This is a genomic window from Nonomuraea sp. NPDC050790 (assembly GCF_044456745.1).
GTDB lineage: Bacteria > Actinomycetota > Actinomycetes > Streptosporangiales > Streptosporangiaceae > Nonomuraea.
Genome location: NZ_JBITGF010000015.1, coordinates 111,439 through 135,786, shown reverse-complemented (window position 1 = coordinate 135,786; position 24,348 = coordinate 111,439). Strand labels below are relative to the sequence as shown.

Below are 24,348 nucleotides of genomic sequence, written 5' to 3'. Positions count from 1 at the left end.
GAAGATTCGACCAAGCCGCACCGGGCCTGTCTCCGAACACCTGTTGTGAGCGGACGTGAACGCGGTGTGTCGCGGGCGGGCCTCGCCGGACTGGCCGGCCTGACCGCCGCCCTGGCCGTGGGCGACGCGCTGGCTCTCCTGGTACGGCCGGCCGCCTCGCCCGTGCTGCTGGCCGGGAGCCTGCTCATCGACCTGGCGCCGGAGCCGGCCAAGGAGTTCGCCATCAGGACGTTCGGCGAGAACGACAAGGCGGCGCTGATCCTGGCCGTCATCGCCGTGCTGGTGCCGGTGGCGTTCCTGCTGGGCGTCGTGGCCGTCCACCGTCGCCTGCCCGCGTGTCTGGCGGCCGGTGGACTGGGCGTGGTCACGGCCGTGATCGGCGCCACCAGAGCCGCGGCGCAGCCGCTCGACGCGCTGCCGTCGCTGGCCGCGGGGCTGATCGGCGCGCTCTTCCTGGCGATGCTCGGATCGCGACGGGCCGGCGCCGTGCCGGCGGCCGGGCCGGACCGGCGGCGCGTTTTGGTGGCGGGGCTGGGGGTGGGCGCGGGCGCCGTGCTCGCGGACGTCGCGCTCCGGCTCGGCCTGCCGGAACCGGAGGCGGCGCCGGCCATTCCGCGGCCCGGCAGCCCCGCCCGCCCCCTCCCGCCCGGCGCCGACCTGAAACTGCCCGGCCTGTCCCCGTTCACCACCCCGAACGACCGCTTCTACCGCGTGGACACCGCCCTGGTCATCCCAAGAGTCGACGCCCAGGCGTGGCGGCTCAGGATTCACGGCACGCGGACGATCGAGCTGGGTTTCGACGAACTGCTCCGCCTCGGCCTCATCGAACGCGACATCACGCTGACCTGCGTCTCCAACGAGGTCGGCGGCCCCTACGCGGGCAACGCGCGCTGGGTCGGCGTACCCCTGGCAGCCCTGCTGGCCAGGGCCGGCGTACCCGCCGGGACCGACCAGTTGCTGAGCCGCTCACACGACGGCTGGACCGGCGGGACGCCGCTGGCCGCCGTCCTGGACGGGCGCGACGCGATGCTCGCCGTCGCGATGAACGGCACCCCGCTGCCGCCCGCGCACGGCTTCCCGGCCCGCCTGGTCGTGCCGGGCCTGTACGGGTTCGTCTCGGCCACGAAGTGGGTGACCGACCTGCGCCTGACCCGCTACACCGACGAGCGGGCGTACTGGACCCGGCGTGGCTGGGCCACCGACGCGCCGGTCAAGACGATGTCCAGGATCGAGCTGCCCGCCCCGTTCGCGCGGCTGCGCGCGGGCGCGGTCCAGGTCGCGGGCGTGGCCTGGGCCCAGCGCCGGGGGATCGCCGCCGTGGAGGTGCGCGCCGACGGCGGCGCCTGGCATCCGGTACGGCTGGCCGCCGTCCCCGGCGCCGACACCTGGCGGCAGTGGTCGTGGACCTGGCAGGCGGCCCCGGGCACCCACCGGCTGGAGGTACGGGCCACCGACGCGGCCGGCCGTACCCAGACAGAAAAGCGCGCCAACCCGTTCCCGTCGGGAGCGGACGGATGGCACTCCGTCGTGGTCACGGTCACGTGACCACGCTTTCACCGCACACAAGGAGAAACACTCATGAGGTACCTCGCCGTGACCGCCACCGCCGCGGCCGCGCTCGCCCTGACCGCCTGCAGCGGCTCCGAAGGCATGACCGCGCAGGAGTCCGCCGCACCGGAAACCAGCTCCGCGGCCCCGACCGTCAGCCCCGCGACCAGCGAGCCGTTCGGCGCCGCCTGCGCCGCCGTCCCCAAGGACGGTGAGGGCAGCTTCACCGGCATGGCCGACGACCCGGTCGCCACCGCCGCCTCCAACAACCCGGTGCTGTCCACGCTCGTCACCGCGGTCCAGAAGGCGGGCCTGGCCGACACCCTCAACTCGGCCGAGGCCATCACCGTCTTCGCGCCCACGAACGACGCCTTCGCCGCCATCCCCAAGGCGACGCTGGACAAGGTGCTGGCCGACAAGGAGACGCTCACCAAGATCCTGACCTACCACGTCGTCGCCGGGAAGAAGGCGCCTGCCGACCTGGGCGCGGCCGACCTGAAGACCCTGCAGGGCGGCACGCTGAGCGTGAAGGGGACGGGGGAGAGCTACACGGTCAACGACGCCGCGGTGGTCTGCGGCAACGTGCCCACCGGCAACGCGACCGTGTACATCATCGACAAGGTGCTGATGCCCAAGTAGGCCAAAGCCCGTCTGCTCCACCGAGCAGTCGAGCAGTAGCGCGCCGGCAGGTCGTCGCCATCCTCGACCGGGGCGGCGATCACCGGCGCGGCAGATTGACGTTGACTGGACGCAACGTCGCGTCTAGCCTAGCGCCATGACGAACTCTCTGCGGAACCCCGCGGTCCAGTCGGTGCTCCAACGGCTTCTCGCGGCCGCCGCGACAGACCCCGAGGACGGGCCGGCGCTTGCGGCCGACGCGACGGCGCTCCAGCGAGCCGAGGCGCTCCAGGACTTCTACCTGCCGATCTCCGCGAGAGGCGGTGAGTTGCTCTACGCCCTCGTACGGGCGGCCCGCCCCCAGACCGTGGTCGAGTTCGGCACCTCGTACGGCATCTCCACCCTCTACCTGGCGGCAGCGGTCCACGACAACGGCACCGGACACGTTCTGACCACGGAACTCAGCGAGCACAAGATCTCCGCCGCGCGGGCCAATCTCGCGCAGGCAGGTCTCGACGCGGTCGTGACGATCCGGCCCGGCGACGCCCGCGAGACGCTGACCGACGTGCCCGAGCCGATCGGCCTGGTCCTTCTCGACGGCTGGAAGGACCAGTGCCTGCCCGTGTTGCGGCTGATCGAGGACAAGCTCGCTCCCGGCGCGCTGGTCGTCGCCGACGACACCACCTTTCCGAGCATGGCCGCCTACCTCGACCATGTCCGAGACCCAGCCAATGGCTACGTCAGCGTGGCATTTCCGGTCGAGGACGGCATGGAGATCAGCTGCCGTGCGGCACAAGCCTGATCCAGGCGCCTGCCACTACGCTCCAGGGAAAGCCGTGTCCAGGAACGGGAGCCCGCATTGGCTGACGACGCGACCACCAGCCGTCGCCACCACGGCAATCGCCACGGCCGCAGCGAGCACGCCCGCGTCGCCGTCATGCAGGCGGCCGACGACCTTCTGCTGGAACGTGGCTTCGCCGCGCTGACCGTCGAGGGCATCGCGGCCGCGGCCGGCGTCGCCAAGCAGACGATCTACCGATGGTGGCCGTCGAAGACCGCGATCCTCTTCGACGCCTACGTCCTCGACGCCGCCGAACACTTCACCGACACCGACCACGGAGACCTGGGCCCGGATCTCCGCGATCGCCTGAGCCAGTTGGCCACGTTCCTCACCCGCCCCGACACCCACGCGGTTTTCTGCGCACTGGCCGGCCAGGCTCAGCACGACCCAGCCGTCGCCGCCCGCTTCCGAACCGACGTCATGGACCCGCAACGGGCCCGCGACCGGCAACCGCTCCAGCGCGCCCTCCAACGAGGCCACCTCGGCACCGGGTTCGACATCGAAGCCGCCCTCGACGAACTCACCGGCCCGATCTACTACCGCATCCTGCTGACGAACCAGAGCCTGCCCCGAACCTACACCGACCAACTCGTGACCCACCTGCTCGGCCGCCTGACCGACACCATCCATGTGACCGATCAGCGGGGCGTCCCGACGTAGCGGTCAAGCCTTCCGTACGAGGGGCAGGACGATGTCGTCGAGGATCTCTTCGATGACCTCGTCGGAGAGGGGTCGCAGCGTGGTGAGGGCCTCGTGGCGGAACAGGTCGAAGGCGAGTGCCCTGATCCGGGGAGTGAGGCCCTCGGCGTCCACCTCGCCGCGGTCGATCGCCCGCTGGAAGATGACGTCCGCGGCCGAGGGGCCGCCGGCGAGGACCTGCCGTCGAAGCTGGGCGGGGCTGGTCCGGGCCTCGTCGAAGTAGGCGCCGAGGGTGGCCGTCATCGCGGCGAGGAGATCGATGCGCGCCTCGTTGGCCGCCCGCATGCTCGCCAGAAGGTCACCGCGCAGCGTCCCGGTGTCCGGGGTCTCGACGGGCCGGGCGGAAGTGGCGTGCAAAAGAGCGGCCTCGACCAGGAGCTGCTTGTTCGCCCACCGCCGGTAGAGCACCGGAGTGCTCGTGCCGGCCCGGCGTGCCACGGCCTCCAGGGTGAAGCCGGCGTAACCGCGTTCGATGAGCTCCGCCCAAGCGGCCTCAAGCAGCTCCGCCTCCAACCGGGCGCCCCGCCGTCGTCGCGCGACGGTCTCCTCAAGATGCACGCACACATCTTACGGCCACGCCGTACAGTGGACTTAAGAAGCGATTCCACTTCTTAACAGAGGAACAGAAGGGGAGTAATGATGACGAACGAAGCGGTAACCGTCCTGATCGAGATCCACGCCAAGGACGGGCGGGAGCAGGAGGCACGTGAAGCGCTGATCCACGCCATCGAGACCTCGGTCAAGCCGGGCTTCCTCGGCGCGCAGATCTTCGCGCACGCAACGGACCCGGGCGCCTTCTACTCAATCCAAGAGTGGGAGAACGCCTCGGCCTTCCACGCGCACATGGCGGAAATGGCCCCCGGAATGCCGGAGGCGACCGCCATGCTCGCCGAGCCCCCCGCGACGACGGTGCTGCACCCCATCGACCGCTGAAGCCCGCCCCAGCCCAGCCGCCCCAAACAACCCCTCAAGCTGTACGGCTCCGCAGCACCCGAGGCCACCACGCCGGGCCAATCGGTGGATGACGGCGATTCGCGCTTGATCGCGCCCCTGGCCGCGCCGGTGACTGTCTGGCCGCTTTCGCGGAACCTGTCTGGATCCAGAGCTGTACGGAACTGCTCTGACGGGGTCATCAGGTCCTTATGGCGCCCTCGGTTTCGGGGGCGAGGCCGGCGACGGTCAGGTCGGTCAGTGCCGCGATGGCCTCGGTGGCGGTGGTCCGGCCCCGGTTCAGCTCGGCGGCCATCGACTCGGCCGCGCCCAGCGCGCCGACGCAGCGTAGCCGGAGGGCTTCCTGGGTGAGTCCGGAGTACGGGCGCAGTGCGGTGGTCATCAGGTCCGTGTAGGCGTCGAGGAGTTCGCGTTCGATCGCCTCCATCTCCTGGTTTCCCTTGAGGGCGGCTGAGATGGCGGTCCATTCCGGCATGTCGGTGGCGCAGGTGAAGTAGGCGGCGCTCAGCACGCGGGCGATCTCGCGGGGGTCGGCCGGGGCGTCGCGCAGGGCCTTCTCCGAGGCGGTCCGGTGTCGGTCGTCGAGTCGCCGGTAGAGCGCGATCAGCAGGCCGGGACGGGTGCCGAAGTGGTCGTAGACGATCGGCCTGCTCACTCCCGCGGCCTCCGCCAGGCTGAGCAGCGTCAGGTTGTCGGTGCCGTGGGCGCGCACGATCACCAGGGCGGTGTCGAGCAGTTGTTCCCGCCTGGCCGGCTTGGACAGGCGAGTCGATCCCGTGGTCATCGTCCTCCCTTGCGTTGCCTCCCAGCATAAGCTACAAAATGTAAGTTACAGAATGTAGGTTAGTGAGAGGACATCACCGTGGAGCACTCCGTACTGATCCTGGGCGGATCCGGACAGGCGGGCGCCGGGACCGCAGCCCTCCTGCGCCGGTGGTACCCGGAGCTGCCGATGACGATCGCGGGCCGGGATCTCGGCCGCGCCCAGCGGGTCGCCGACGAGCTCGGCGGCGCGACCGCCGTAACCATCGATCTGCGGCGCGGCGACCTCGGCCTTCAGCAGGGCGACGGCTACTCGGCCGTCGTGTCGATGGTGTGGGACAGCCATCTGAACGGCCTGCGTTTCGCACAGGATCGCGGCCTGCCGTACGTCAGCATCTCCAGTGGCCTGGTCGACATCGGGCCCGAGGTCGTCGCGGCCGGGCTGCGAGCCGGCGCGGCGCCGATCCTGCTGGCCAGCCACTGGTACGCGGGGCTCGTCGTCCTCGCGGTGCTCGGCCTGGCCGGGGAGTTCGGCCGGCTCGACACCATCGAGGTCAGCGGCGTGCTGGACGAGCAGGACAGCGGCGGGCCCGCGGCCGCGGAGGACATGGCACGCCTGCTGGCCGCCACCTCGGCGGGGCACGTCCGCCGCGACGGCGTCTTCAGCTGGGTCAGCGGTGCCGACGCGCAGCTCATGGTCACCAGCGTCGACGGGGCCGTGCTGCCGGGCCAGATCGTTCCCATTCTCGACGTGCCGAGCCTGGCCGTCGCGACGGGGGCGCCCAACGTCCGCTTCGCGTTCGCGGTCGGTGAGTCGGCGGGCAGGCGGCGCGGCGGGCCCGCGTCCACGGAGGTCAAGATCGATCTCGAAGGCGTGGACCGCTCGGGCGCACCGCTCAGGACGAGCCGCTACCTTCTCCACCCGGAGGGGCAGCGCCCCCTGACGGCGCTCGGCGTGGCGCTCGGCGTCGAGCGGCTGCTCGGCCTGCGCGGCGACCCCGTCCCGCCGGGCCTGCACACCCCCGAGGCGTTGATCGATCCTGGGTACGCGGCCGAGCGGATGGCGGAGATCGGCTCCACCTTCAGCACCGGGCACGGCGATCACTGACCTCGGCGGAGCCGGCAGGGGCTTACTACGCGAATGCCCTCTTGACGAAGGCGACCAGCTTCGCGGTCAGGCCGGCGCCGTCCTTCTCGCGAAGCATGTCGGTCCCGTGCGCGCCGCCCGGCGGGATCTCCAGGTGCTTGTCGGCCGCTCCTGAGGCTTTGAACAGGCCCCGGACCTCGGGTTCGAAGCCCGGGTCGCCGTGGTCGCCGGGTGAGAACGCGAAGAACGACGGCTGCCTGATCTGCTTGACGTCGCGCAGGCCGTTCAGTTTCGAGCCGCAGACGCGGGGAGAGGACATGACGATGAGTCCGGCCAGGGTGGGGAGTTTTCGGCCGGCGACGATGCTGGCCGTACCGCCGCAGGAGGCCCCGCCGAGGACGATCCTGGTCGCGCCGCGGCGGGTGACCTCCGCGATGGCGGCCTTGGCGTCCCGGTCAAGGTGGTCGTTGTCGCGGCTCCGGCCGGACGCGCCGTGGTTGCGGTACTCGACCACCACGACGTTGTAGCCGCCGTCGGCCAGGGTCTTGCCCAGGGCCAGCCACGAGCAGACGTTGTATCCCTGCTCGTGGGAGAGCACGACCCCGTTGGGGCCGCCGCCCATGGCGATGGCCGACAGCGGCACGCCGTCCGAGGTGCGCAGGCTCACCGTGCCGGCTCTCAGTTCCTTGGGTACGCACTTGTTGACCGGCAGCCCGTTGGGCGCCTTCACGGTGAACCCGGGCATCGACGGCTTGTACGACGGGGGACGTGACGGCGTCGCGGGCGTACCGTCGGCGGCGGGAGACGAGACCTGAGGCGCCGGCCCGGCCGCGCATCCCGCACCGAACAGCATCAGCACCGAGGTGAGAGCCGTCAGTGCGCCGGTTTCGATCCTGCCATCTCGCTTCATGGTGATGGAGGGTAGGGGAAGGTTGTCAGGATGGTGTCAGTCGTGCTCGTCGGCTAAGACGTGATCCGGCCGAGCAGGAACGCCGTGACCAGCTCCCGGTACTCGCCAGGCCGGTCGTGGGCGATGTCGTGACCGGAGCCGTCGATCGCGCGGAAGACGGCGTCCGGCAGTACGTCGGCGTACTCGCCGGCGACCTCGGGCGCCAGGTAGTCGCACGAGCCGCGCAGCACCAGCACCGGCACGGCCACCCGGCGCAACGCGGGCCGGGGGTCGGCGACCTGGGCGGCGTCGCGCGCGGTCATGGCGTTGGCCCAGAACCCGAACCCCGAGCCCGGCACTCTCAAGGGCCGGCCGGGGCAGCCCGCCCGCATGTCGAACTCGCTGACGAGCGACTCGAACTCGCCGTCCATCGCCTCATCCGGCAGCAGCGTGTACGCGGCGCGCGGCCCGGTGACCGCCGTGAGCAGATGTGCCGCCAGGAAACGCGGATGGCGGCCCAGCGTCTGGTTCTGGTCGCGCAGCCCGCCCTGCGTCATGTACCGGTTGTCCGGGAACGCGGGAGGCCACACGGGTCCTGGCGAGGCCACGACCGCGCGGGCCACCCGGTCCGGGTGCGCGGCCAGGTACGCGGCGGTGAGCTGGCCGCCCCAGGAGACGCCGGCCAGCACGACGCGGTCGGCGCCGATCGCGGCCCTGACGGCGTCCAGGTCGGCCACGTGCCGGGCGACCGTGTAGCCGCGGACATCGGGCAGGCGGCTGGACAGGCCCGCGCCCACCTGGTGGTAGGCGTACACGTCGAAGCCCGCGGCGGCGAGCGCGGGCGCCAGCGGCGAGGGCTGGGAGTCCGGCGCGCCCGGCCCGCCGTGCAGCAGGATCACCGGCGTGTCCTGGCGGGCGCCCTGCGCCGGGGTGCGCGTGTAGGCGATGCGCGAGCCGGTCGGCAGGTCCCAGAACCGCGTGCCAGACCCGCTCGGGATCGGGCGGTGGGCGGGCCCGCCGTACAGCAGGCCCGCGAGCGGGACCGCCACGACCACCAGCTCCAGTACGGCTACCGCGACCGGCAGCCGGCGGCCCACCCGCGGACCCGCCACCCGCCGCAGCGCCAACCGGCACAACCACCAGGCGACGCCCGCCGGCGCCAGTACTGCCACGGCGAGCGCCACATGCCGGTTGCCCGTCGCCGCGGAGGCCGCCCACAGAGCCCCGAGCCCAGCCACCAGCCCTGCCGGAACCGCGACGACGACGAGCAGCCCGGCCGCTGCCTTGGCTCGCAGGCTCGGTCGCCTGTCGCCGGCTAAGTGTTCGGGGCCACCGTCCGAATCGCTCATGTCACCTCAACGTGTGATCTTGGTGGTTTTCTCCGCCTGGCGCCCACCCGCCGCGCGGTCCCTGTCCGGGAGGGACACGAGCCGCGCCCACGACGGCAGGTTCGGGACTATCCGCTCTGAGCGCCCGGGACGGGCGCGGTGAACGATCTCGATCATCGCACCCGCGACACCTCTCATACCCGGAAAGGAGGAGTCACTCCTCGTCGACCTGCACGATGCCGCGGAGCTCTCCGACGACGCACTCAACGACGTCATCGGTGGCCGCCCGCCCATGACGCCGACCTGATCGTGGTCCTCGACGCCGGACACGTCCTGGAACGCGGCACACACGAGGAACTCATGGCGGCGAAGGGCAGATACGCCGAACTCGTCGCCGCCCAGGTAACCCCAGCGTGACCCGGAGACCCCGCACCAGGCGGGGACCGCGCCCCGGCGTGACCCGGGGATCCCCGCACCTGGTCGGCAAACGCGACCCGGCCGGGCACGAGGATCCTCGCGCCTGGCCGCCATCGCGAGTCGGGCGCCGGGTGGGCGGGACCGGTGTCCCGGGTAGGACGGGACACCGGCGGGACCCCGCTCCCGTGCTCGCGGGACGCGGTATGTGGCACTCTGGGCCCCGTGTCCGACCCCTGTGCCACCGGCCGTGACCAGAACGCACCAGATCGCGCCGGTGCCCCCGCAGGCTCAGTCCCGCCCGGCACCGCCGAGCCCGGCGCCGCCGTAGGGCCCGCCACCACGGCGGATACGGCGGGCGCGGCGGATACGGCGGGCGCAGAGCCCGCCACCTCCACCCGCTCCACCGAGGTTTCGGCGGCTGACCGGCGGCTGGCGGGCGGCGCGGTGGCGCTGGCCGCCACATCCGTCGTCGCCGCCGTGACCGCCTCCTGGATCGAGGTGGCGACCGGAACGGTGACCCGGCCGGAGCCGATCGACTGGGAGGTGTGGGCCTCGACGGTCCCCGGCGCTGCCCTGGCGATCGCCGGAGGCGTGCTCGCGGTACGCCTGCCACGCCACCTCATGACCTGGCTGCTGCTCGCCGGCGGACTGGTGGCCTGCGTGAACGGCCTGGCCGGCGCGTACGCCGTGCTGTCGGTCACCCGCCACGACGGCTCCCTCCCGCTGACCGCGGCCGCCGTCTACGCGGGGGCACGCCTGGGCCCCCTGCTGAACCTGGTGCCGCTGCTCGTGCTGCTGTTCTTCCCCGACGGGCGCCTGGTCTCCCCACGCTGGCGGTGGGCGGCCCAGGTCTCGCTCGTCGCCACCGGCCTGACGGTGCTGATCTTCCTGTTCGTGCCCTGGCGCATCGTGTCGCCGCACGACTACCTGCCCGGACTGGACGTGCCGATCCCGCTGATCCCCGACACGTTCTGGCACGCGGCCTACGCGGTGTCGCCGGCCCTCCTGCTCGCCGGCCTCCCCGTGCCGGTGGCGGCCTTCGCCTGGCGCTTCCGCGGGTCGTCGGGCGAGCGCCGGGCGCAGTTGCGCTGGATGCTGCTGGCCGCGTTGCTGAACGCGGCCCTGATGCTGGCCTCGGCCGTGCTGGACGGGATGCCGCAGGATCTCGGGTTCGTGCTGTGCCTGGTGGCGCTGGCCGCGGCGGTCCTGGTGGCGGTCAGCCGCTACCGGCTCTACGACATCGATCCCGTGCTCGGCTGGACCCTGCTGTACGGCGGGCTCGCGCTGGCCGTCGTCGCGATCGACGTCCCGATCTTCGCCGCTCTGGGCGCGGTCATCGGGGAACCGGTCGCCGCCGTGCTCGCGGCCGTCGCGGTGGGCGTGATCTACGCGCCGCTCCGGGAACGGGTGCGGCGATGGGTGAACCGGGTGCTGACCGGCCGGGCGGAGCCGTACGAGGTGGTCTCGGCGCTCGCCCGCCGCCTGGAGGAGTCCACGCGGCCGGAGGACCTGCTGCTGGAGGTCGCCAAGGCGGTGTCGGCGGCGTACCGGTCACCGTACGTGCGGGTCGAGCTTGACCGCGCCGACGGCAGGACCGTCGTGGTGGAGCACGGCACGCCCCGTGCGGGCGTCGTCGTGCTGCCGTTCGCCTACCGGGAGGCGCCGATCGGCCGGCTCGCCCTCGTGCCGCGCCCCGGCGCGCGGCTCGCCGAGGCCGCCCAGCGGCTCCTCGCCGACGTGGTACGGCAGGCCGCCGCCGCCGTACGGGCCACCGCGCTGACCGAGGAGCTCCAGCACAGCCGCGAACGCCTGGTCAACGGCGTGGCCGAGGAACGCCGCAGACTCCGCCGCGACCTGCACGACGGGCTGGGCCCCACCCTGGCCGCCGCCGCGCTGAAGGTGCAGGCGGCGCACAACCTGATGGCCCGCGACGCCGACGCCGCCCGTGCCGCGCTGGACCAGGTCAGCTCCGACCTCAGCGGCATGCTCGGCGACGTGCGGAGACTGGTGCACGACCTGCGTCCGCCGGCCCTGGACCAGTTCGGCCTCGCGGGTGCGATCCGCCACGAGGCGTCCCGGTTCCGCGACGGCAGGCTGGCCGTCCGGGTGGACGCCGAAGGGGATCTGACGGCGCTGCCGGCCGCGACCGAGGTGGCGGCGTACCGGATCGTCTGCGAGGCTCTGACCAACGTCGCCCGGCACGCGGGCGCGGCCGGATGCCATGTGCGCGTCGCCGTGGCCGGAAGCGAGCTGGAGGTCGAGGTGACCGACGACGGACGCGGCCTGCGCCCCGGCGCCGCGGTGGGCGTGGGCCTGCTCGGCATGCGGGAGCGCGCGGAGGAACTGGGCGGCAGGTGCGTCGTCGCGACCGCCGGTGACGGCGGCACCCGGGTCCACGCCGTCCTGCCCGCCACGGCGGTGGCGGCTCCGTGACGCCTCGCGTGCTGCTCGCCGACGATCACCCGGTCTACCGTGACGGGCTGCGGATGATGTTGCACTCCACCGGGGAGGCCGAGGTGGTGGGCACCGCGGCCGACGGCGAGCAGGCCGTCGCGGAGGCCGTACGGCTGCGCCCCCAGGTCGTCGTGATGGACCTGCGGATGCCCCGCCTGGACGGCGTGGAGGCCACCGCGAGGATCGTCGCCACCTGCCCCGACACGCACGTCCTGGTGCTCACGATGCACGAGGACGACGAGAGCGTCTTCGCCGCCATGCTCGCGGGAGCCCGCGGCTACCTGCTCAAGGGCGCCGACCAGACCGAGATCCTGCGCGCCATCACCGCGGTGGCCAGCGGCGAGGTGATCTTCGGCCCGGCCCTGGCCGAACGCGTGACGCGCTACTTCGCCCAGCTCGCCGCCGTCCGGCCGCCCCGCCAGGAGCCCTTCCAGCAGCTCACCGCCCGCGAGCGGGAGATCCTCGACCTGATCGCGGCCGGCCTGTCCAACCGGCAGATCGCCGAGCGCCTGTCGCTGTCGCCGAAGACCGTGCGCAACAACGTCTCCAACGTCTTCGCCAAGCTGCAGGTCGCCGACCGTGCCCAGGCCATCATCCAGGCTCGCGAGGCCGGCCTGGGCCAGTGACCGGCGCCCGTGTCGCCGGGCTCCCCGCTCGCGCACGTGCGCGACGGCCGGGATGTCCCGGTCCGTGCGGGACGGCGGTCCTCCGACGGTCCTGGCGGACCGGGTCGTGCGGGACGGCGGTCCCCCGGCGGGCCGGGCAGACCGGGGACCGCGCGCATGACCGTTCTCCCTGGGCGCCCGGGACGGGCCGGCGAGATTCTGCTTCCACCGGCCCGCACCGACCCAAGGGAGCCACATGTCCAGCCGCACCGTCCCCAGCAACGTCAACCCCGACGACCCCATCGCGCCCCCGCCACCCACCGACCCGGCACGCGCCCGGATCGCCGGCCTCCTTCTGGCCATCGGGTCCACCGCCTGGGCGATCGGCACCGTCATCGTCGGGGAGAAGATCCAGGAGGGCATCCAGACCCTCGACACCATCACCGGCATGCTGTTCGTCGTGGGCCTGTTCGCGTTCGTCCAGACGGTCCTGACCACGCGCGGCGCCGGAGACGGCTGGGCCCGCATCATCCCGGTCGGCCTGCTCGCGCTGCTGGCGGGGGCGTTCGTGCTCAACGCGCTGTCCTTCGGCTACGCCACCCACGGCGACTTCCCGCTGCCGCTGATGATCCTCGACGCCTGCTGGCCGCTCAGCCAGCTCGGCATGCTGGTCCTGGGCATCGTCATCGCGGCCCGCGGCCGGTACCGGGGCGCGCTGCGGTGGCTGCCGCTGCTCGCCGGGATGTGGTTCCCGGTGACCATGGTGGCCCAGATCTTCGGCGGCTCCACCGTCTCGGTGTACGTCAGCGCCGCGTGGCTGCTGGGCGCGCACGCCCATCTCGGCCTGCGCCTGGCCGCCCGCCGTACCCACTGATCGAAGGATCGCCATGTCAGCGGACGCGGTTGGTCTGGTAGGCCCAGATGGCGAGTTCGACCCGGTTCCGGACGCCGAGTTTCGTCATGAGGCCGGCGAGATGGAACTTGACCGTGCTCATGCTGATGTGCAGTTCCCGGGCGATCTCGGCGTTGGTCCTGCCTCGTGCTACCCGGCCGAGGACGTTCTCCTCGCGGTCCGTCAGCGCGTCGATGGGCTGCGCCGGTGCGGGGGGTGGGCCGGTGGTGGCGAAGGCGGCGAGGAGCCGGACGGTGACGGCCGGGTCGATGAGCGCGTCACCGTGCACGGCGGCGTGGATCGCCCGGAGCAACTGATCCGGTTCTGTCCCTTTGAGGAGGAAGCCGCGGGCGCCCGCTCTGAGGGCGCCGTAGATGTACTCGTCGGTGTCGAACGTGGTGATCACGACGACGGCGATCGGATCGTCCACATCCGGTCCGGCGACCAGGCGGGTGGCCTCGATGCCGTCCAGGACGGGCATGCGGATGTCGAACAGGCACACGTCGGGTCGCAGCCGGCGGGCGAGCGCGACCGCCTCGCGACCGTCGGCCGCCTGGCCCACCACCTCGACTCCAGGCTGGCTGTTGAGGATCGTGGTCAGTCCTGCCCGGACGATGCCCTGGTCGTCGGCGACGAGCACGCGAACGGTCATGGCGCGGCGATCCCTCGGGGGAGGACGGCCCGCACGCTCCAGCCGCGGTCCGGATTCGGCCCGGCCGTGAGCGTGCCGCCGAGCAGGGTGACGCGCTCGGTCATGCCGACCAGTCCGAAACCGGGCCGGTCGGCACCCGGCGCGGTGCGGGCGCCGTCGTCGCTGACCGTCAACCGCACCTCGGTGGCGTCGCCGTCCACCTCGACCTCGACGCGGGTCGCCTGCAGCGCGTGGCGGGTGGCGTTGGTGATCGACTCCTGGGCCACGCGGTACACGGCGCCTTCCACGGCCGGTGACAGGTTCGTCAGGTCGCCGCTCAGCCGCACGCCGACGCGCAGCGCGTCGGTGCTGCTGCTGACGAGGTGTTCGATGTCGGCGATACGGCGTTGCGGCGCCGTGGCCGGTTGCCGCCGGCGGTCGCGCAGCGCGCTGACCATCGTGCGCATCTCGGCGAGCGTCCGGGCCGCTTCGCGGTCGATGGTCTCCAGCGCCTCGGTCGCCCCGCTGAGCGAGGCCGATCGGGCGAGGAACAGTCCCGCCTGAGCCTGGATCGCGATCGCGGAGACGTGGTGGGCGACGGTGTCGTGCAGTTCCCTGGCCAACTGCTCCCGTTCCTGCAGTTTCGCCTGTTCGATCCGCTGCTCGCGGGCGGCCGCCCGGTAGCGGACGGACGCGCCGAGCGCCGCGGCGAGGAGCACCAGCGCGGACCCGGCGATCGTCTCGGCGATGCCGGGGAAGTCGACGCCGACGATGACCGCGATCGCGAGGGTCACGACCGCGAGCCCCATGACCGCGTCGCGGTCGCCACGCCACCGCAGGAGCGAGTAGACGAGCACCAGGACGGTCCAACCGCTGAGCAACGCCACGGGTTCGGCGCCCGCGACGAACGCGGCCACGTCCAGGGCCGCGAATCCGCCGAACGCGTACGCCACCGCCGCCAGCGGATGGGCCCGCCGGAGCAGGGTGGCGAGCGCGAGACCGCATCCGAAGACGACGGCGACCGGTCGCCAGGTCAGGTCCTGGCGTAACGCGCCTTCGAGGACGACTCCGGCCAGGACGATCGCGGCGAGTGCCCAGTCGCGCCGGTCATGCGGCGGCGCGTGCCGTACCGCATCCCACCACGATGTCGCTGCATTCGGCACGAAAGCCACAGTAGCCTCCGGGCGGTCGTGACGGACCGGCCGTAAGAACAGCCGTCAACCTGGCCTTTCGGCCAGGGAGAGCTCTGTCCGTACGGCTCGGGCGCCGGGCGGCTCGTCCTGCCCAGACTGGAGGCCGTTCGGCGTCATCGGGCCACCGGGAGGGGTACCAGCCATGATCAGGGAACTCACCGACACCAGGATCGACGTCAAGGTCGTGCTCTGCGGCCTCTGGGTCGCCACGCTGTTCGTGTTCGCGTACGTCGACATCTTCGGCTTCTTCCGTAAGGACGTGATCAACGGCGTGCTCGCCGGCAGGGTGTCGAGCACCGGCTTCACCATCGACCAGATGTTCCTCCTGCTCACGACCTGTTATGTCGTGGTTCCGGCGCTGATGGTCGTCGTCTCCCTGGTCGCCAGGGCCCGGGTCAACAGGCTCGCCAACATCGTCGTGAGCCTGTTCTACGTGGTGACGGCGGCGGTGACCATCGTCGGCGAGACCTGGATCTACTACATCGCCGGGATCGTCGTCATGACCCTGCTGATGCTCGCGATCACTCGAGTCGCCTGGACGTGGCCGAGAAGCTGAGCCGGTCAGGCCGGCATCGCCTTGGCGAGGACGGTCGTCGTGCCGTCCACGGACTCCGTGCGGTAGCCCTCCGCCTGGTAGAGGCGGAGGTTGTGCCGGCTCCTGGCACCGGTGGCCAGCACGATGCGACGGCAGTCCGCCGCGGCCGCGGCCTCGGCCTGACGCAGGAGCCAGCGCCCCACACCCAGGCCGCGAAGATCGGGGACGATGCCGAGCCGGCCCACGTGCCAGTCGTCGTCGACCCGCTGTGATCGCACCATGCCCAGAAGCCGGCCATCCCGCCACAGGCCCACGGCATCCCAGGTGGTCAACCAGTGGCGTACCTGCTCCAGCGACTCCTCCAGTGCGGGGATGGCGAGGGTGTCGTTGGCGGCGGCCTCATCCACCCAGCAGCAACGCTGGAGCACCAGGACCTCGGGGGCGTCTTGGGGGGTGAGCGCCCTGAGGTATGAGCCTGGGAGCGGCCCCGGCCGCGAGCCTCCGTGCGCCCGCTCTCGCATGGGGCGCAGTGCGTGGGAGAGACGGACGAGTTCGTCGAGGACGCCGGTGGCGACCGCGTCACGGCCGGGGTCCGGACGCAGCCGCCCGTTGTCCACCGTGTCGCCGATGCGCAGGGCGACCGTGGCGCCCAAGGGCACGAGCCGCAACGTGGTCACGACCTGCTTGGCATGCTGGACCGACCGGGTGCCGGCCGAGGTGTTGCCGTAGCTGACGAAGCCGATCGGCTTCCACGCCCACTCGCGGTTCAGGTAGTCCAGGGCGTTCTTGAACGAGGCCGGCATGCCGTAGTTGTACTCGGGGGTGACCGCGATGAAGCCGTCCGCCGCCTCCACCGTCGCGCTCCACCGCTTGGTGTGCTCGTGCCGGTAGACGCCCGATGCCGGGTGTTCCTCCTCATCCAGGAACGGCAGGCCGAGATCACGCAAGGCGACGGGAACCAGCTCCACGCCGAGTTCGGCGGCACGGGCGGCGAGCGTGTCGATCAGCCACCGTTCCACGATCGGGCCGAGCGCGCCGGGGCGGGTGCTGCACGTAAGGACCAGCACTCTTTTCATTTCCATGGAAACGAAAGTAGCTGCTATTTTGTTTACATGTCAACGAGTGACGAGACGGTGCGCTGGCTGGATGAGGACGAGGAGCGAGCCTGGCGTGCTCTCCGGCGCATGATGATCGCGATCCAGTCCAGGACCGCGCAGGACCTGGCCGCGATCGGCCTGTCCGAACCCGACTACGAAGTGCTCAGCACGTTGTCAGAGCGGCCCGGCCATGCCAGTACGCTGCACGAGCAGGCGGTCAAGATGGGCTGGTCGCGCAGCCGGCTGTCCCGCCACGCCACCCGCATGGAAGCCCGGGACCTGCTGCGTCGCGAGCCCGACCCGGACGACGGCCGGGGCTGCTACCTCGTCCTCACCGAGCACGGCCTGCGCACGCTCGACGACGCCGCCCCGGCCCACCTGGAGTCGGTCCGCCGCCACGTCATCGACCGGCTCTCGGCCGCCGACCTCGCCGCCCTGGAAGCCATCGCCGGCAAACTCGAGGACCCGGCGTAAGTCGCCTGTCACATCGAGGTGAACGCGTCGGCGGCCCACTGGGCGTAGGTGGAGGCGGGGCGGCCCGTGACGTCCTCGACCGTGGGCAGGACGCGGGCCACCTTGCCGTCTCTGGCCGCGAGCCCCTCGATGAGTTCCGTCACCGCGGGCGCGGGCATTCCGTGGTGCTCCAACTGCTCCTGGAACGCCTCGCGGGGGAGCTCCTCGAACCGGAGCGGGCGGCCGATCGTCTCGGCGATGATGCGGACCCGGTCGATCTGGGTCAGCGACTCGGGCCCGGTGAGTTCGTACGCCTGCCCGGTACGCGCGTCGAGCAGGGCACGGACGGCGACCGCGGCGATGTCCCGCGGGTCGACGGGTGCCAGGGCGGCGTTGCCGTACACCCCGCGGACGACCTCGCCATTGGCGATCTGGGGCGCCCAGGCCAGGTCGTTGGTCATGAACGCGTCCGGACGGACGAAGGTCCACACCAGCCCGGACGCCTCGACGGCCCGCTCCAGCCGCGCGTGCTGCTCGCCCACCCATCCGGGCACCGGGTAGGTGACGGCCGCCGAGGACAGCAGCACGACCTGCCGCAACCCGGCTTCCCTGGCCGCGTCGAGGAAACCTTCGACGGCGTTGAAGACGGGGAACAGAAACGCCCGGTCGATCCCGGACAAGGCGGCCGGCAGGGTCTCCGGTCGGCTGAGGTCGCCGTGCATGACCTCGACCTGGTCCGGGAACGTGTGGGCGCCCGGATTCCGGGTGATCACGCGTACCTTTTCTCCAGCGTCGAGCAGTTGGCCGACCACATGGGCGCCGACGTTTCCCGTACCACCTGTTACCAGCATCATGATTGATATCCCATTCGTTGTCCCGGATGAGGCGGCGAGCGTCAGCCCGCCGTCCAGAGCCGGAGTTTGTCGGGGTTGCGTACGCCCCAGATGTGCTTGATCTGGTCACCCGTGACCTCGAACGCGAGCACCGCCATGGTCACGCCGTCCACCTGGAGCACGAGGCCGGGTGTGCTGTTGACCGAGCGCTCCAGAATCGTCAGTCCCGCTGTACGGCCGGCGATGTCGATCAAGTAACGCGCGACCTGCTCACTGCCTTCGACCGGATGGAGCACGGCGCTGACCAGCCCGCCACCGTCGCCGATCGCAGTGACGTCGGGGTCGAGCAGGCCGATGAGGGCGTCGATGTCCTTGGCCTCCCAGGCCAGCTTGAACTCCCGGACGAGGCCGCCGAGCCGGGCCGCCGGAGCCGTGGACGCCTGTGCGGCGCGGATGCGCCTGCGGGCCGAGGTGGCCAGTTGGCGGCAGGCCGCCGGGCTTCGGCCGACGATCTCGGATATTTCCGTAAAGGAGTAGCGGAAGACGTCGTGCAGGATGAACGCGACGCGCTCGGCCGGTGTCATCGTTTCGAGCACGACGAGGAAGGCCATGTTGATCGACTCGTCCAGGGTGATCCGGTCGGCGGGGTCGCTGCCGGGCCGCCCGGTCGTCCACTCCGTACGGTCCGGTACCGGCTCCGGGATCCACTCGCCGACGTAACGCTCCCGCCGGGCCCGTGCCGAGCCGAGCAGGTCGAGGCAGATACGGCTGGCGACCGTCGTCAGCCAGCCCCCGGGGGAGTCGATGGCCTCCTGCTCCCGCGGGGACATGGCGTACCAGCGGGCGTAGGTCTCCTGCACGACGTCCTCGGCATCGGCCAGCGAACCGAGGAGCCGGTAGCCGAGGTTGATCAGCCGCCGTCGCTCGCTCATGATCGAACTCAGGGTCGGATCAAGCCCGCCGCCTGCCGCTTCGGCTGGGGTGCTCATGGTGTCCCGCTTTCCTCAGGTACGTCTGCTCGGCAGTACGACGAGACAGCCTCCAGAAATGTGAGGTCAGCGCCTCACCTCACATTTCGCCGCGATGTCTCGTCAGACCACCGAGACGAACAACGTGCCCACTTGGAGTGACCACAAATGTCCACCACGATCGCGCTCAGCGAGCTGACCGGCGACTACGTCCTCGACACCACCCACACGCGGATCGGCTTCGTCGCCCGGCACACGATGGCCTCAAGGGTGCGGGGCGAGTTCGAGAAGTTCGAGGGGAGCGCGCACCTGGACGGCGACGAGCCGGCGAGGTCCAGCGCCCGCCTTTCGATCCAGGCGAACAGCATCCAGACCCGCAACCAGCAACGCGACGAGCAGTTGAGCGGCAACTTCCTGAAAGCCGGCGACCACCCGACCATCGACTTCACCTCGACCGGGGTGAAGCAGACCGGCGAGTCCACCTTCAAGCTCGCCGGTGACCTGACCATGCGTGGCGTGACCAGGCCGGTTGTCGTGGACTTCGAGCTGGCGGGCGCCGAGAACGACCCGCGGGGCGATCTCCGGGTCACCTTCCGGGGCACGGTCACCGTCAGCCGCAGCGCCTGGGGCGTGAACTGGAACGCCGCGACCAGCATCCTGGTCGAGAAGAAGGTGACGCTGGAGTTCGACATCGCCGCGATCCGGCGGTCCTGAACGGCGATCCGCACCGGGATTGTCCGCGGAGGCGGGCAATCCCGGCGGGATCGGTCGAGCTCAGCTCTCCGGCGGGAACCAGGCCTGGAGCGTCTCCATGTTGATCGGCAGCGAGATGTGCTCGTGCGTGATCAACCACGCCCCGTTCGAGCGCCGACACGAGACGGTCGAACGCACCCAGATCGAGGTCTCGAGCCCGTTGGTGCGCTTTCCCGAATCCAGATGAAGCATGTGCGCGACCGCCACGTCGCCACTCGCCTCGACGCTCAGCTCGTGGGTCTCCAGGCTGATCGGACCGTCGTAGCCGCCGAACCACCGCACGAAGTTGCGACGGACCTCATCGGTTCCCGCGTACTGCAGAGGCGGAACCACGTCGAAGTAGACGATGTCGGAGGAGTAGTGGGACATGAGCCGGTCGATGTCCTTCACCTGGGCCGCCTCGACACGACTCTCCAGCAGAGCCCTGACCTCGGCATCGATCGATGTCATCGCATTCCCCATTCTGCGTTCATGGATGGTTTCAGCAGTACGACGACGTAGCCCACGGGAATGTGAGGCGCGACCGGCTCAGCTCCTGAAGGCTCCGACATGCTCGGCGGCCCAGGCGCCGAAGGTGAGCGCGGGACGGCCCAGCACCTGTTCCACCGTGTCCGTGGTGGGGCCCGGGTGCTTGGCGTAGTCGGCCAGCGAACCGAGCAGCCGCTCCGGGATCTCCGCCGGGAGGCCCTGGGCGAGCATCGCCTGCCGTACCCGCTCGGGGGGAAGCTCCTCGAAGGAGAGGTCCGTGCCGATGGCACGGCCGATGAGGCGGGCCTTGTCGCGCTGTGACAGCGCTTCGGGCCCCGTGAGCAGGTAGGTCTGTCCGTCGTGCCCGGAATTCACCAGCGCCTGTACGGCTACCGCCGCGATGTCCCGCTCGTGGATGGGTGAGGTGGCGGCGTCGGCGTACGCGCCACGGACCACGCCCGTCGCGCGGATCTGCGGAGCCCAGGCAAGGCTGTTGGCGTCGAAGTCCGCGCACCGAAGCAGCGTCCACCGCAGACCGGAGGCCGTCACCGCCTCCTCGGCCGCCTTGAACTCGTCGGCGAACCTGGGATCTCCCGCCGGATGGGCCACCGTCGCCGCCGACAGCAGCACCGCGCGCTCCACCCCGTTCCCGGCGGCCAGCGACAGCAGCTCCTTGAGGCCCTGCCCGGCCGCGCGCGGGCTGACGAGCAGCCCCTTCACCCCGCCCATCGTCTCCTTCACGGTGCCGGGGTGTGCCACGCGAACTCCTGACGGAAGGCCGGCCCGCCCGGGATCGCGGGTGACCGCGATCACCTCCTGGCCGTCCTCCAGCAGCAGGTCCAACGCGACCCGTCCGACAGTTCCCGTGGCTCCGGTTACCAGGATCATTTCGTTCCCCTTCCGAGGTGAGCATCCAACGCAGCCTGAGAGGAAAGCCGGCGGGCAGGTGTGACGCTTTCAGGGGGAATGTGGCCCACGTCTCACGAGAGACGGAGCAGTTTGTCCGGGTTGGTGACCACGTAGATGCCGCCGATCCGGTCGCCGCCGGGGAGCAGATCGACCACGAGCAGGAGGAAGGGCTTCTCGTCCACCATGACCACGGCCGCGGGCTCGCCGTTGACGTGGACGTCGCGAATGCCGACCGTCCCCGCGAGCGGTCTGGCGAACCCGTTGATGAGCAGGTCGGCGACCTTGTCCCGGCCGTGAACCGGTCGTGGGCCCGCGGCCCTGGCCTTGCCTCCGCCATCGGCCCACAGCGTCACCTCGGGCGCCAGGATCTCCAGGAACGCGTCGAGGTCGCCGCCGAGCCCGGCGGCCACGAACCGCTCGGTTACCGCGCGTTGCAGATCTGGATCGGGCCGGTGACGCGGTCGGCGCGCCTGCACATGCGTGCGGGCCCGATGGGCGATCTGGCGCACCGCCGCCGGATTACGCCCCACGATCTCCGCGATCTCCACATGGGAGTAGCCGAACACCTCGAACAGCACGAACACGGCACGCTCCATCGGATTGAGCGTCTCCAGCACGACCATCAACGCCATCGACACCGCCTCGGTCCGCACGGCGGCGTCCGCCGCGTCGTCGGCGGTGACAAGCGGCTCGGGCAGCCAGGGGCCGACATAGGTCTCCCGGCGCCTGCGGACGTCGGCCTGGCGGGCGAGAGCATGGTTCACCGCCACCCGCACGAGATAGCCGCGCACGTTCTCAACGGGCTCGCCGCCCTCGCTCCGATACCTGCCCGCCCACGAAACCCAGGTCTCCTGCAGCACGTCCTCGGTGTCGGCGACGCTGCCAAGCATGTTGTAGACGATCGAGAACACCAGCTCACGATGGTCGGCGAACACCCGCGTCGCCGGGCCGTGCTCATCACTCTGCCTCATACGGCCAAGGTGCCCTGATGGAAACCCACGTGCCAACCTGACCCCCAGCCGGCATGGCTTGCCGGCGTGGGCGTCGTTGGATTCCGCCGTAGGGAGAGTTTCGGTCAGAAAGCGGTGTTGGTGAAGCCGGTTCTGGCCACGATGTCGGCGTAGCCGTTGATGTCGAAGTCCTCGGTGTAGAAGTAGGTGAATCCGCCGGGTCCGGCGCTCACCGCGGTGGCGAACTGGTTGCCGACCGTGTTGGGGTTCATCCGTTCGGCGGGGAAGCGGCCGGTCGTGGAGCCGTTCGGGTTGAAGCCCTTGGCGTAGACCTCGTGGGAGCGGTCGTCGTTCCAGAGGTCGGACTCGGTCCAGCCGACGACGAAGCGCCCGGCCGGGTCCACCGCGATCGACGGCGATCCCTGTACGGCGCAGCGGGACAGGTCGCAGAGGGGCGGGTACTCCAGGTTGCCGTCGGCCTCCTGACCCAGGGTGTAGCGCCCGTTCTTGACCGGCATCTCGGCGAAGCGGCCGGCCAGGGAGGGGGTGAAGCCGCGGGTGCGTACTCTCCAGATGTTGTCGAGGTTGTCGCTCCAGGCCACGACGCTGTCGCCGGTGGCGGTGGTGGCGACCGCCGGGGCGAGGTGCTGGCCTGCGGCGTTGACGTTGATCCTGGTACGGCCGGCCACCACGGCCCCGGTGGTGCCGAGGCGCGTGCCGTACACGCTGGGGGCCTGTTGCCAGACGACGGTGGCGACGCCGGAGGCGTCCACCGCGACGTCGGGCCGGTTGCCCGGACTGACCTCGGCCGGGCCCCACAGCCGGGTGCCGGAGGAGGAGTGTCCGGCCGCGCGGACGGTGGCCGTCTCGCCGTCCTCCCACACCACGGTGTACGCGCCGGCGCCGGTGACCGCGATCCTGGGGCGGGTCTGGTCGCCGCGCCACTCCGGCTGGTTGACCCAGGTGGTGGCGCCGAGCTGGCCCGTGGCGGAGATCTTGCGCACGGCGATGTTGTGCTCGGTACGGCAGTCGCCGTTCTCGGCCCAGGCGACGTAGGCGTTGCCGGCGTCGTCGACCCCGGCCGAGGGCTGGATGTGTTCCCAGCCGGTGGCGCAGCCGACACCGCCCATGTCCACCCGGATCGGAGCCGTGACCGGCAGGCCGTGGCGGTAGATGCGCGCGGTGACCTGCCCGCCGCCCTCCCAGGCGAGCGCGGTGTAGCCGTTGCGTTCGGCCGAGGCCCTGGGGGTGCGCTGGTCGGCCGGGCCGTTGGCGGCCATCCGGAGGGCGGCGTCCGGATATGCGGCGGGTACGAGCTTGATGGCCTGCTCGTAGAGAAGATCCAGGTTGGCGGCATAGGCCGTGTAGATCGCGGGATCGTCGATGCGCAGGAAGGAGTCGTCGGCCCTGGCGAGGGAGCCCTGGTTGATGTTGTGCGAGCCGGTGTAGACGTACTTCTTGCCCCGCGCGTCGTCGACCAGCATGATCTTGGAATGGATCGTGGCCACGCCGCAGGTCCCGACGGGCTCGTGGCAGCCGCCGGGACGGAAGGTGTGGACGACGATGCCCGCCTTCGCCAGTTCCCTGGCCGCGGCCGTGGTCTGGTTGCCGTCGGGCACGAAGACCTGGACGGAGCAGCCAGCGTTCCTGCGGTTCACCAGGGACTTGAGGACCTCGTCGCGTTCGACGGAGAACTGCGACTGGGCGAGCCGGATCGAGCCCGGGCACGTGACCGCGTTGAGCTCAGCCACCACCGGGTCGTCGGCGCGCGGCATCATCCAGGCGGTGATCTTTCCGCTGCTGGAGGTGAAGGGAGCCGACCAGGTATAAACCTGCTGGGACCAGAGCTTGTCGAAGACACCGCGGTACCCGGCCGCCAGCCCCGCGTCGCCCGAGCTGACCAGCATGTTCTGGTGGGCGCCGAACTTGGCGTCGAGGTTCTGCGAGCTCTGCGCCACCACGTCGGTCCGGCCGTCGCTCAGCCTGCTGAAGACGGCGAACTTGTGGTGCATGACGTCCCGGCCGGCGGTGTTGCAGGCGTCCGCGCACAGGACCACGTGGCCGGGGCCGAGGTCGGTGGCGAGCTGGTCGAGCAGAGGGTGGTGCCCGGTCTTCTCCGCGACGACGCGGACGTCGACGTCGCGCTGCGCGGCCTGGACGAGCTTGTCCTTGATGACCGCCCGTTCGAGGACGAAGGTGGCCAGGCGGAGGGTGGAACCAGGCGCCGCCAGGTCGATCAGCTCGGTGAGCCTGGTCTCCAGCGAGCTGTCGGTGACGCCGGTGATGCTCGGTGCGGTGAAATGTGCCGTGAGGTGCGAGGAAGCTGCTGTCTCAGCCGGTACGGCCAGGCCGAGCAGCAGGACTAAACCGGGAAGGACGTTGATCATGTGACCTCTCCTTGCGCTGCCCCCCGAGGTGACATTTATAGTGGAGTCCACCATTAATACTCGTCAAGAGGGGACCAAGG

Annotated in this window: 25 protein-coding genes; 12 read left to right on the top strand and 13 right to left on the bottom strand. The window is 71.1% G+C overall.

Annotated elements, in window-relative coordinates; genetic code table 11:
- Window positions 1-45: 45 nt before the first annotated feature.
- The 4 genes from ACIBEJ_RS47940 (at window position 46) to ACIBEJ_RS47925 (ending at window position 3,667) form a co-directional block, all read left to right on the top strand.
- Complete coding sequence (locus ACIBEJ_RS47940) at window positions 46-1,545, top strand: molybdopterin-dependent oxidoreductase (protein ID WP_397189698.1); 1,500 nt, start codon at window positions 46-48, stop codon at window positions 1,543-1,545.
- Window positions 1,546-1,578: 33 nt separating this feature from the next.
- Window positions 1,579-2,187, top strand: coding sequence for a fasciclin domain-containing protein (locus ACIBEJ_RS47935; protein WP_397189697.1), 609 nt, complete (start codon window positions 1,579-1,581; stop codon window positions 2,185-2,187).
- A 136-nt stretch (window positions 2,188-2,323) separates the two neighbouring features.
- Window positions 2,324-2,968, top strand: coding sequence for an O-methyltransferase (locus tag ACIBEJ_RS47930; RefSeq protein WP_397189696.1), 645 nt, complete (start codon window positions 2,324-2,326; stop codon window positions 2,966-2,968).
- A 57-nt stretch (window positions 2,969-3,025) separates the two neighbouring features.
- Window positions 3,026-3,667, top strand: a complete 642-nt coding sequence (locus tag ACIBEJ_RS47925) for a TetR/AcrR family transcriptional regulator (protein WP_397189695.1) — start codon at window positions 3,026-3,028, stop codon at window positions 3,665-3,667.
- A 3-nt stretch (window positions 3,668-3,670) separates the two neighbouring features.
- Here ACIBEJ_RS47925 and ACIBEJ_RS47920 read toward each other — a convergent pair whose 3' ends face one another.
- Window positions 3,671-4,264 (bottom strand): TetR/AcrR family transcriptional regulator, encoded by a 594-nt coding sequence (locus tag ACIBEJ_RS47920; protein ID WP_397189694.1) that lies wholly within the window; start codon window positions 4,262-4,264, stop codon window positions 3,671-3,673.
- A 78-nt stretch (window positions 4,265-4,342) separates the two neighbouring features.
- Here ACIBEJ_RS47920 and ACIBEJ_RS47915 point away from each other — a divergent pair, with 78 nt between their 5' ends.
- Complete coding sequence (locus tag ACIBEJ_RS47915; RefSeq protein ID WP_397189693.1) at window positions 4,343-4,639, top strand: putative quinol monooxygenase; 297 nt, start codon at window positions 4,343-4,345, stop codon at window positions 4,637-4,639.
- Between the two features lie 199 nt (window positions 4,640-4,838).
- On the opposite strand, the gene ACIBEJ_RS47910 is transcribed toward ACIBEJ_RS47915, so the two are convergent.
- Window positions 4,839-5,441 (bottom strand): TetR/AcrR family transcriptional regulator, encoded by a 603-nt coding sequence (locus ACIBEJ_RS47910; RefSeq protein ID WP_397189692.1) that lies wholly within the window; start codon window positions 5,439-5,441, stop codon window positions 4,839-4,841.
- Window positions 5,442-5,519: 78 nt separating this feature from the next.
- Here ACIBEJ_RS47910 and ACIBEJ_RS47905 point away from each other — a divergent pair, with 78 nt between their 5' ends.
- Window positions 5,520-6,527 carry a hypothetical protein gene (locus tag ACIBEJ_RS47905; RefSeq protein ID WP_397189691.1) on the top strand — a complete coding sequence of 336 codons (1,008 nt, stop codon included), beginning with the start codon at window positions 5,520-5,522 and terminating at the stop codon, window positions 6,525-6,527.
- Window positions 6,528-6,552: 25 nt separating this feature from the next.
- Here the strand turns inward: ACIBEJ_RS47905 and ACIBEJ_RS47900 are convergent, their stop codons facing one another.
- Together ACIBEJ_RS47900 and ACIBEJ_RS47895 are read right to left on the bottom strand one after the other, a co-directional pair.
- Window positions 6,553-7,416, bottom strand: coding sequence for an alpha/beta hydrolase (locus tag ACIBEJ_RS47900; protein WP_397189690.1), 864 nt, complete (start codon window positions 7,414-7,416; stop codon window positions 6,553-6,555).
- Window positions 7,417-7,469: 53 nt separating this feature from the next.
- Window positions 7,470-8,744, bottom strand: coding sequence for an alpha/beta fold hydrolase (locus ACIBEJ_RS47895; RefSeq protein WP_397189689.1), 1,275 nt, complete (start codon window positions 8,742-8,744; stop codon window positions 7,470-7,472).
- Window positions 8,745-9,362: 618 nt separating this feature from the next.
- Between ACIBEJ_RS47895 and ACIBEJ_RS47890 the strand changes: the two genes are divergently transcribed.
- The 3 genes from ACIBEJ_RS47890 to ACIBEJ_RS47880 all read left to right on the top strand — a co-directional run bounded on the left by ACIBEJ_RS47890 (window position 9,363) and on the right by ACIBEJ_RS47880 (window position 13,073).
- The gene (locus ACIBEJ_RS47890; protein WP_397189688.1) at window positions 9,363-11,573 is read left to right on the top strand and encodes a sensor histidine kinase; all 2,211 of its coding nucleotides are present in this window, start codon (window positions 9,363-9,365) and stop codon (window positions 11,571-11,573) included.
- Entirely contained in the window at window positions 11,570-12,220 is a 651-nt protein-coding gene (locus tag ACIBEJ_RS47885) for a response regulator (RefSeq protein WP_397189687.1), read from the top strand. The genes ACIBEJ_RS47890 and ACIBEJ_RS47885 overlap by 4 nt, the downstream gene beginning before the upstream one ends.
- Before the next feature lie 235 nt (window positions 12,221-12,455).
- Window positions 12,456-13,073, top strand: a complete 618-nt coding sequence (locus ACIBEJ_RS47880) for a hypothetical protein (RefSeq protein ID WP_397189686.1) — start codon at window positions 12,456-12,458, stop codon at window positions 13,071-13,073.
- A 16-nt stretch (window positions 13,074-13,089) separates the two neighbouring features.
- On the opposite strand, the gene ACIBEJ_RS47875 is transcribed toward ACIBEJ_RS47880, so the two are convergent.
- Window positions 13,090-13,743 carry a response regulator gene (locus tag ACIBEJ_RS47875; RefSeq protein WP_397189685.1) on the bottom strand — a complete coding sequence of 218 codons (654 nt, stop codon included), beginning with the start codon at window positions 13,741-13,743 and terminating at the stop codon, window positions 13,090-13,092.
- On the bottom strand, window positions 13,740-14,885 hold the full coding sequence (locus ACIBEJ_RS47870; protein WP_397189684.1) for a sensor histidine kinase: 1,146 nt from the start codon (window positions 14,883-14,885) through the stop codon (window positions 13,740-13,742). The genes ACIBEJ_RS47875 and ACIBEJ_RS47870 overlap by 4 nt, the downstream gene beginning before the upstream one ends.
- 172 nt (window positions 14,886-15,057) lie before the next feature.
- Here ACIBEJ_RS47870 and ACIBEJ_RS47865 point away from each other — a divergent pair, with 172 nt between their 5' ends.
- The gene (locus tag ACIBEJ_RS47865; RefSeq protein WP_397189683.1) at window positions 15,058-15,471 is read left to right on the top strand and encodes a DUF6326 family protein; all 414 of its coding nucleotides are present in this window, start codon (window positions 15,058-15,060) and stop codon (window positions 15,469-15,471) included.
- Window positions 15,472-15,476: 5 nt separating this feature from the next.
- Here the strand turns inward: ACIBEJ_RS47865 and ACIBEJ_RS47860 are convergent, their stop codons facing one another.
- Window positions 15,477-16,532 carry a GNAT family N-acetyltransferase gene (locus ACIBEJ_RS47860; RefSeq protein WP_397189682.1) on the bottom strand — a complete coding sequence of 352 codons (1,056 nt, stop codon included), beginning with the start codon at window positions 16,530-16,532 and terminating at the stop codon, window positions 15,477-15,479.
- Between the two features lie 30 nt (window positions 16,533-16,562).
- Here ACIBEJ_RS47860 and ACIBEJ_RS47855 point away from each other — a divergent pair, with 30 nt between their 5' ends.
- Window positions 16,563-17,021: a MarR family winged helix-turn-helix transcriptional regulator gene (locus tag ACIBEJ_RS47855; protein WP_397189681.1), complete on the top strand. Its 459-nt coding sequence runs from the start codon at window positions 16,563-16,565 to the stop codon at window positions 17,019-17,021.
- 8 nt (window positions 17,022-17,029) lie between these two features.
- Here the strand turns inward: ACIBEJ_RS47855 and ACIBEJ_RS47850 are convergent, their stop codons facing one another.
- Window positions 17,030-17,854: an NAD(P)H-binding protein gene (locus ACIBEJ_RS47850; RefSeq protein ID WP_397189680.1), complete on the bottom strand. Its 825-nt coding sequence runs from the start codon at window positions 17,852-17,854 to the stop codon at window positions 17,030-17,032.
- Window positions 17,855-17,895: 41 nt separating this feature from the next.
- On the bottom strand, window positions 17,896-18,765 hold the full coding sequence (sigJ, locus tag ACIBEJ_RS47845) for an RNA polymerase sigma factor SigJ (protein WP_397189679.1): 870 nt from the start codon (window positions 18,763-18,765) through the stop codon (window positions 17,896-17,898).
- Between the two features lie 204 nt (window positions 18,766-18,969).
- On the opposite strand from sigJ, the gene ACIBEJ_RS47840 reads away from it, so the two are divergent.
- Window positions 18,970-19,515 (top strand): YceI family protein, encoded by a 546-nt coding sequence (locus ACIBEJ_RS47840; RefSeq protein WP_397189678.1) that lies wholly within the window; start codon window positions 18,970-18,972, stop codon window positions 19,513-19,515.
- Window positions 19,516-19,575: 60 nt separating this feature from the next.
- Here the strand turns inward: ACIBEJ_RS47840 and ACIBEJ_RS47835 are convergent, their stop codons facing one another.
- The 4 genes from ACIBEJ_RS47835 to ACIBEJ_RS47820 form a co-directional block, all read right to left on the bottom strand.
- The gene (locus ACIBEJ_RS47835) at window positions 19,576-20,004 is read right to left on the bottom strand and encodes a YybH family protein (protein ID WP_397189677.1); all 429 of its coding nucleotides are present in this window, start codon (window positions 20,002-20,004) and stop codon (window positions 19,576-19,578) included.
- A 78-nt stretch (window positions 20,005-20,082) separates the two neighbouring features.
- The gene (locus tag ACIBEJ_RS47830) at window positions 20,083-20,910 is read right to left on the bottom strand and encodes an NAD(P)H-binding protein (RefSeq protein ID WP_397189676.1); all 828 of its coding nucleotides are present in this window, start codon (window positions 20,908-20,910) and stop codon (window positions 20,083-20,085) included.
- Between the two features lie 92 nt (window positions 20,911-21,002).
- On the bottom strand, window positions 21,003-21,902 hold the full coding sequence (locus ACIBEJ_RS47825; RefSeq protein WP_397189675.1) for a sigma-70 family RNA polymerase sigma factor: 900 nt from the start codon (window positions 21,900-21,902) through the stop codon (window positions 21,003-21,005).
- A 104-nt stretch (window positions 21,903-22,006) separates the two neighbouring features.
- Window positions 22,007-24,268 carry a phospholipase D-like domain-containing protein gene (locus ACIBEJ_RS47820; RefSeq protein WP_397189674.1) on the bottom strand — a complete coding sequence of 754 codons (2,262 nt, stop codon included), beginning with the start codon at window positions 24,266-24,268 and terminating at the stop codon, window positions 22,007-22,009.
- Between the last annotated feature and the right edge of the window lie 80 nt (window positions 24,269-24,348).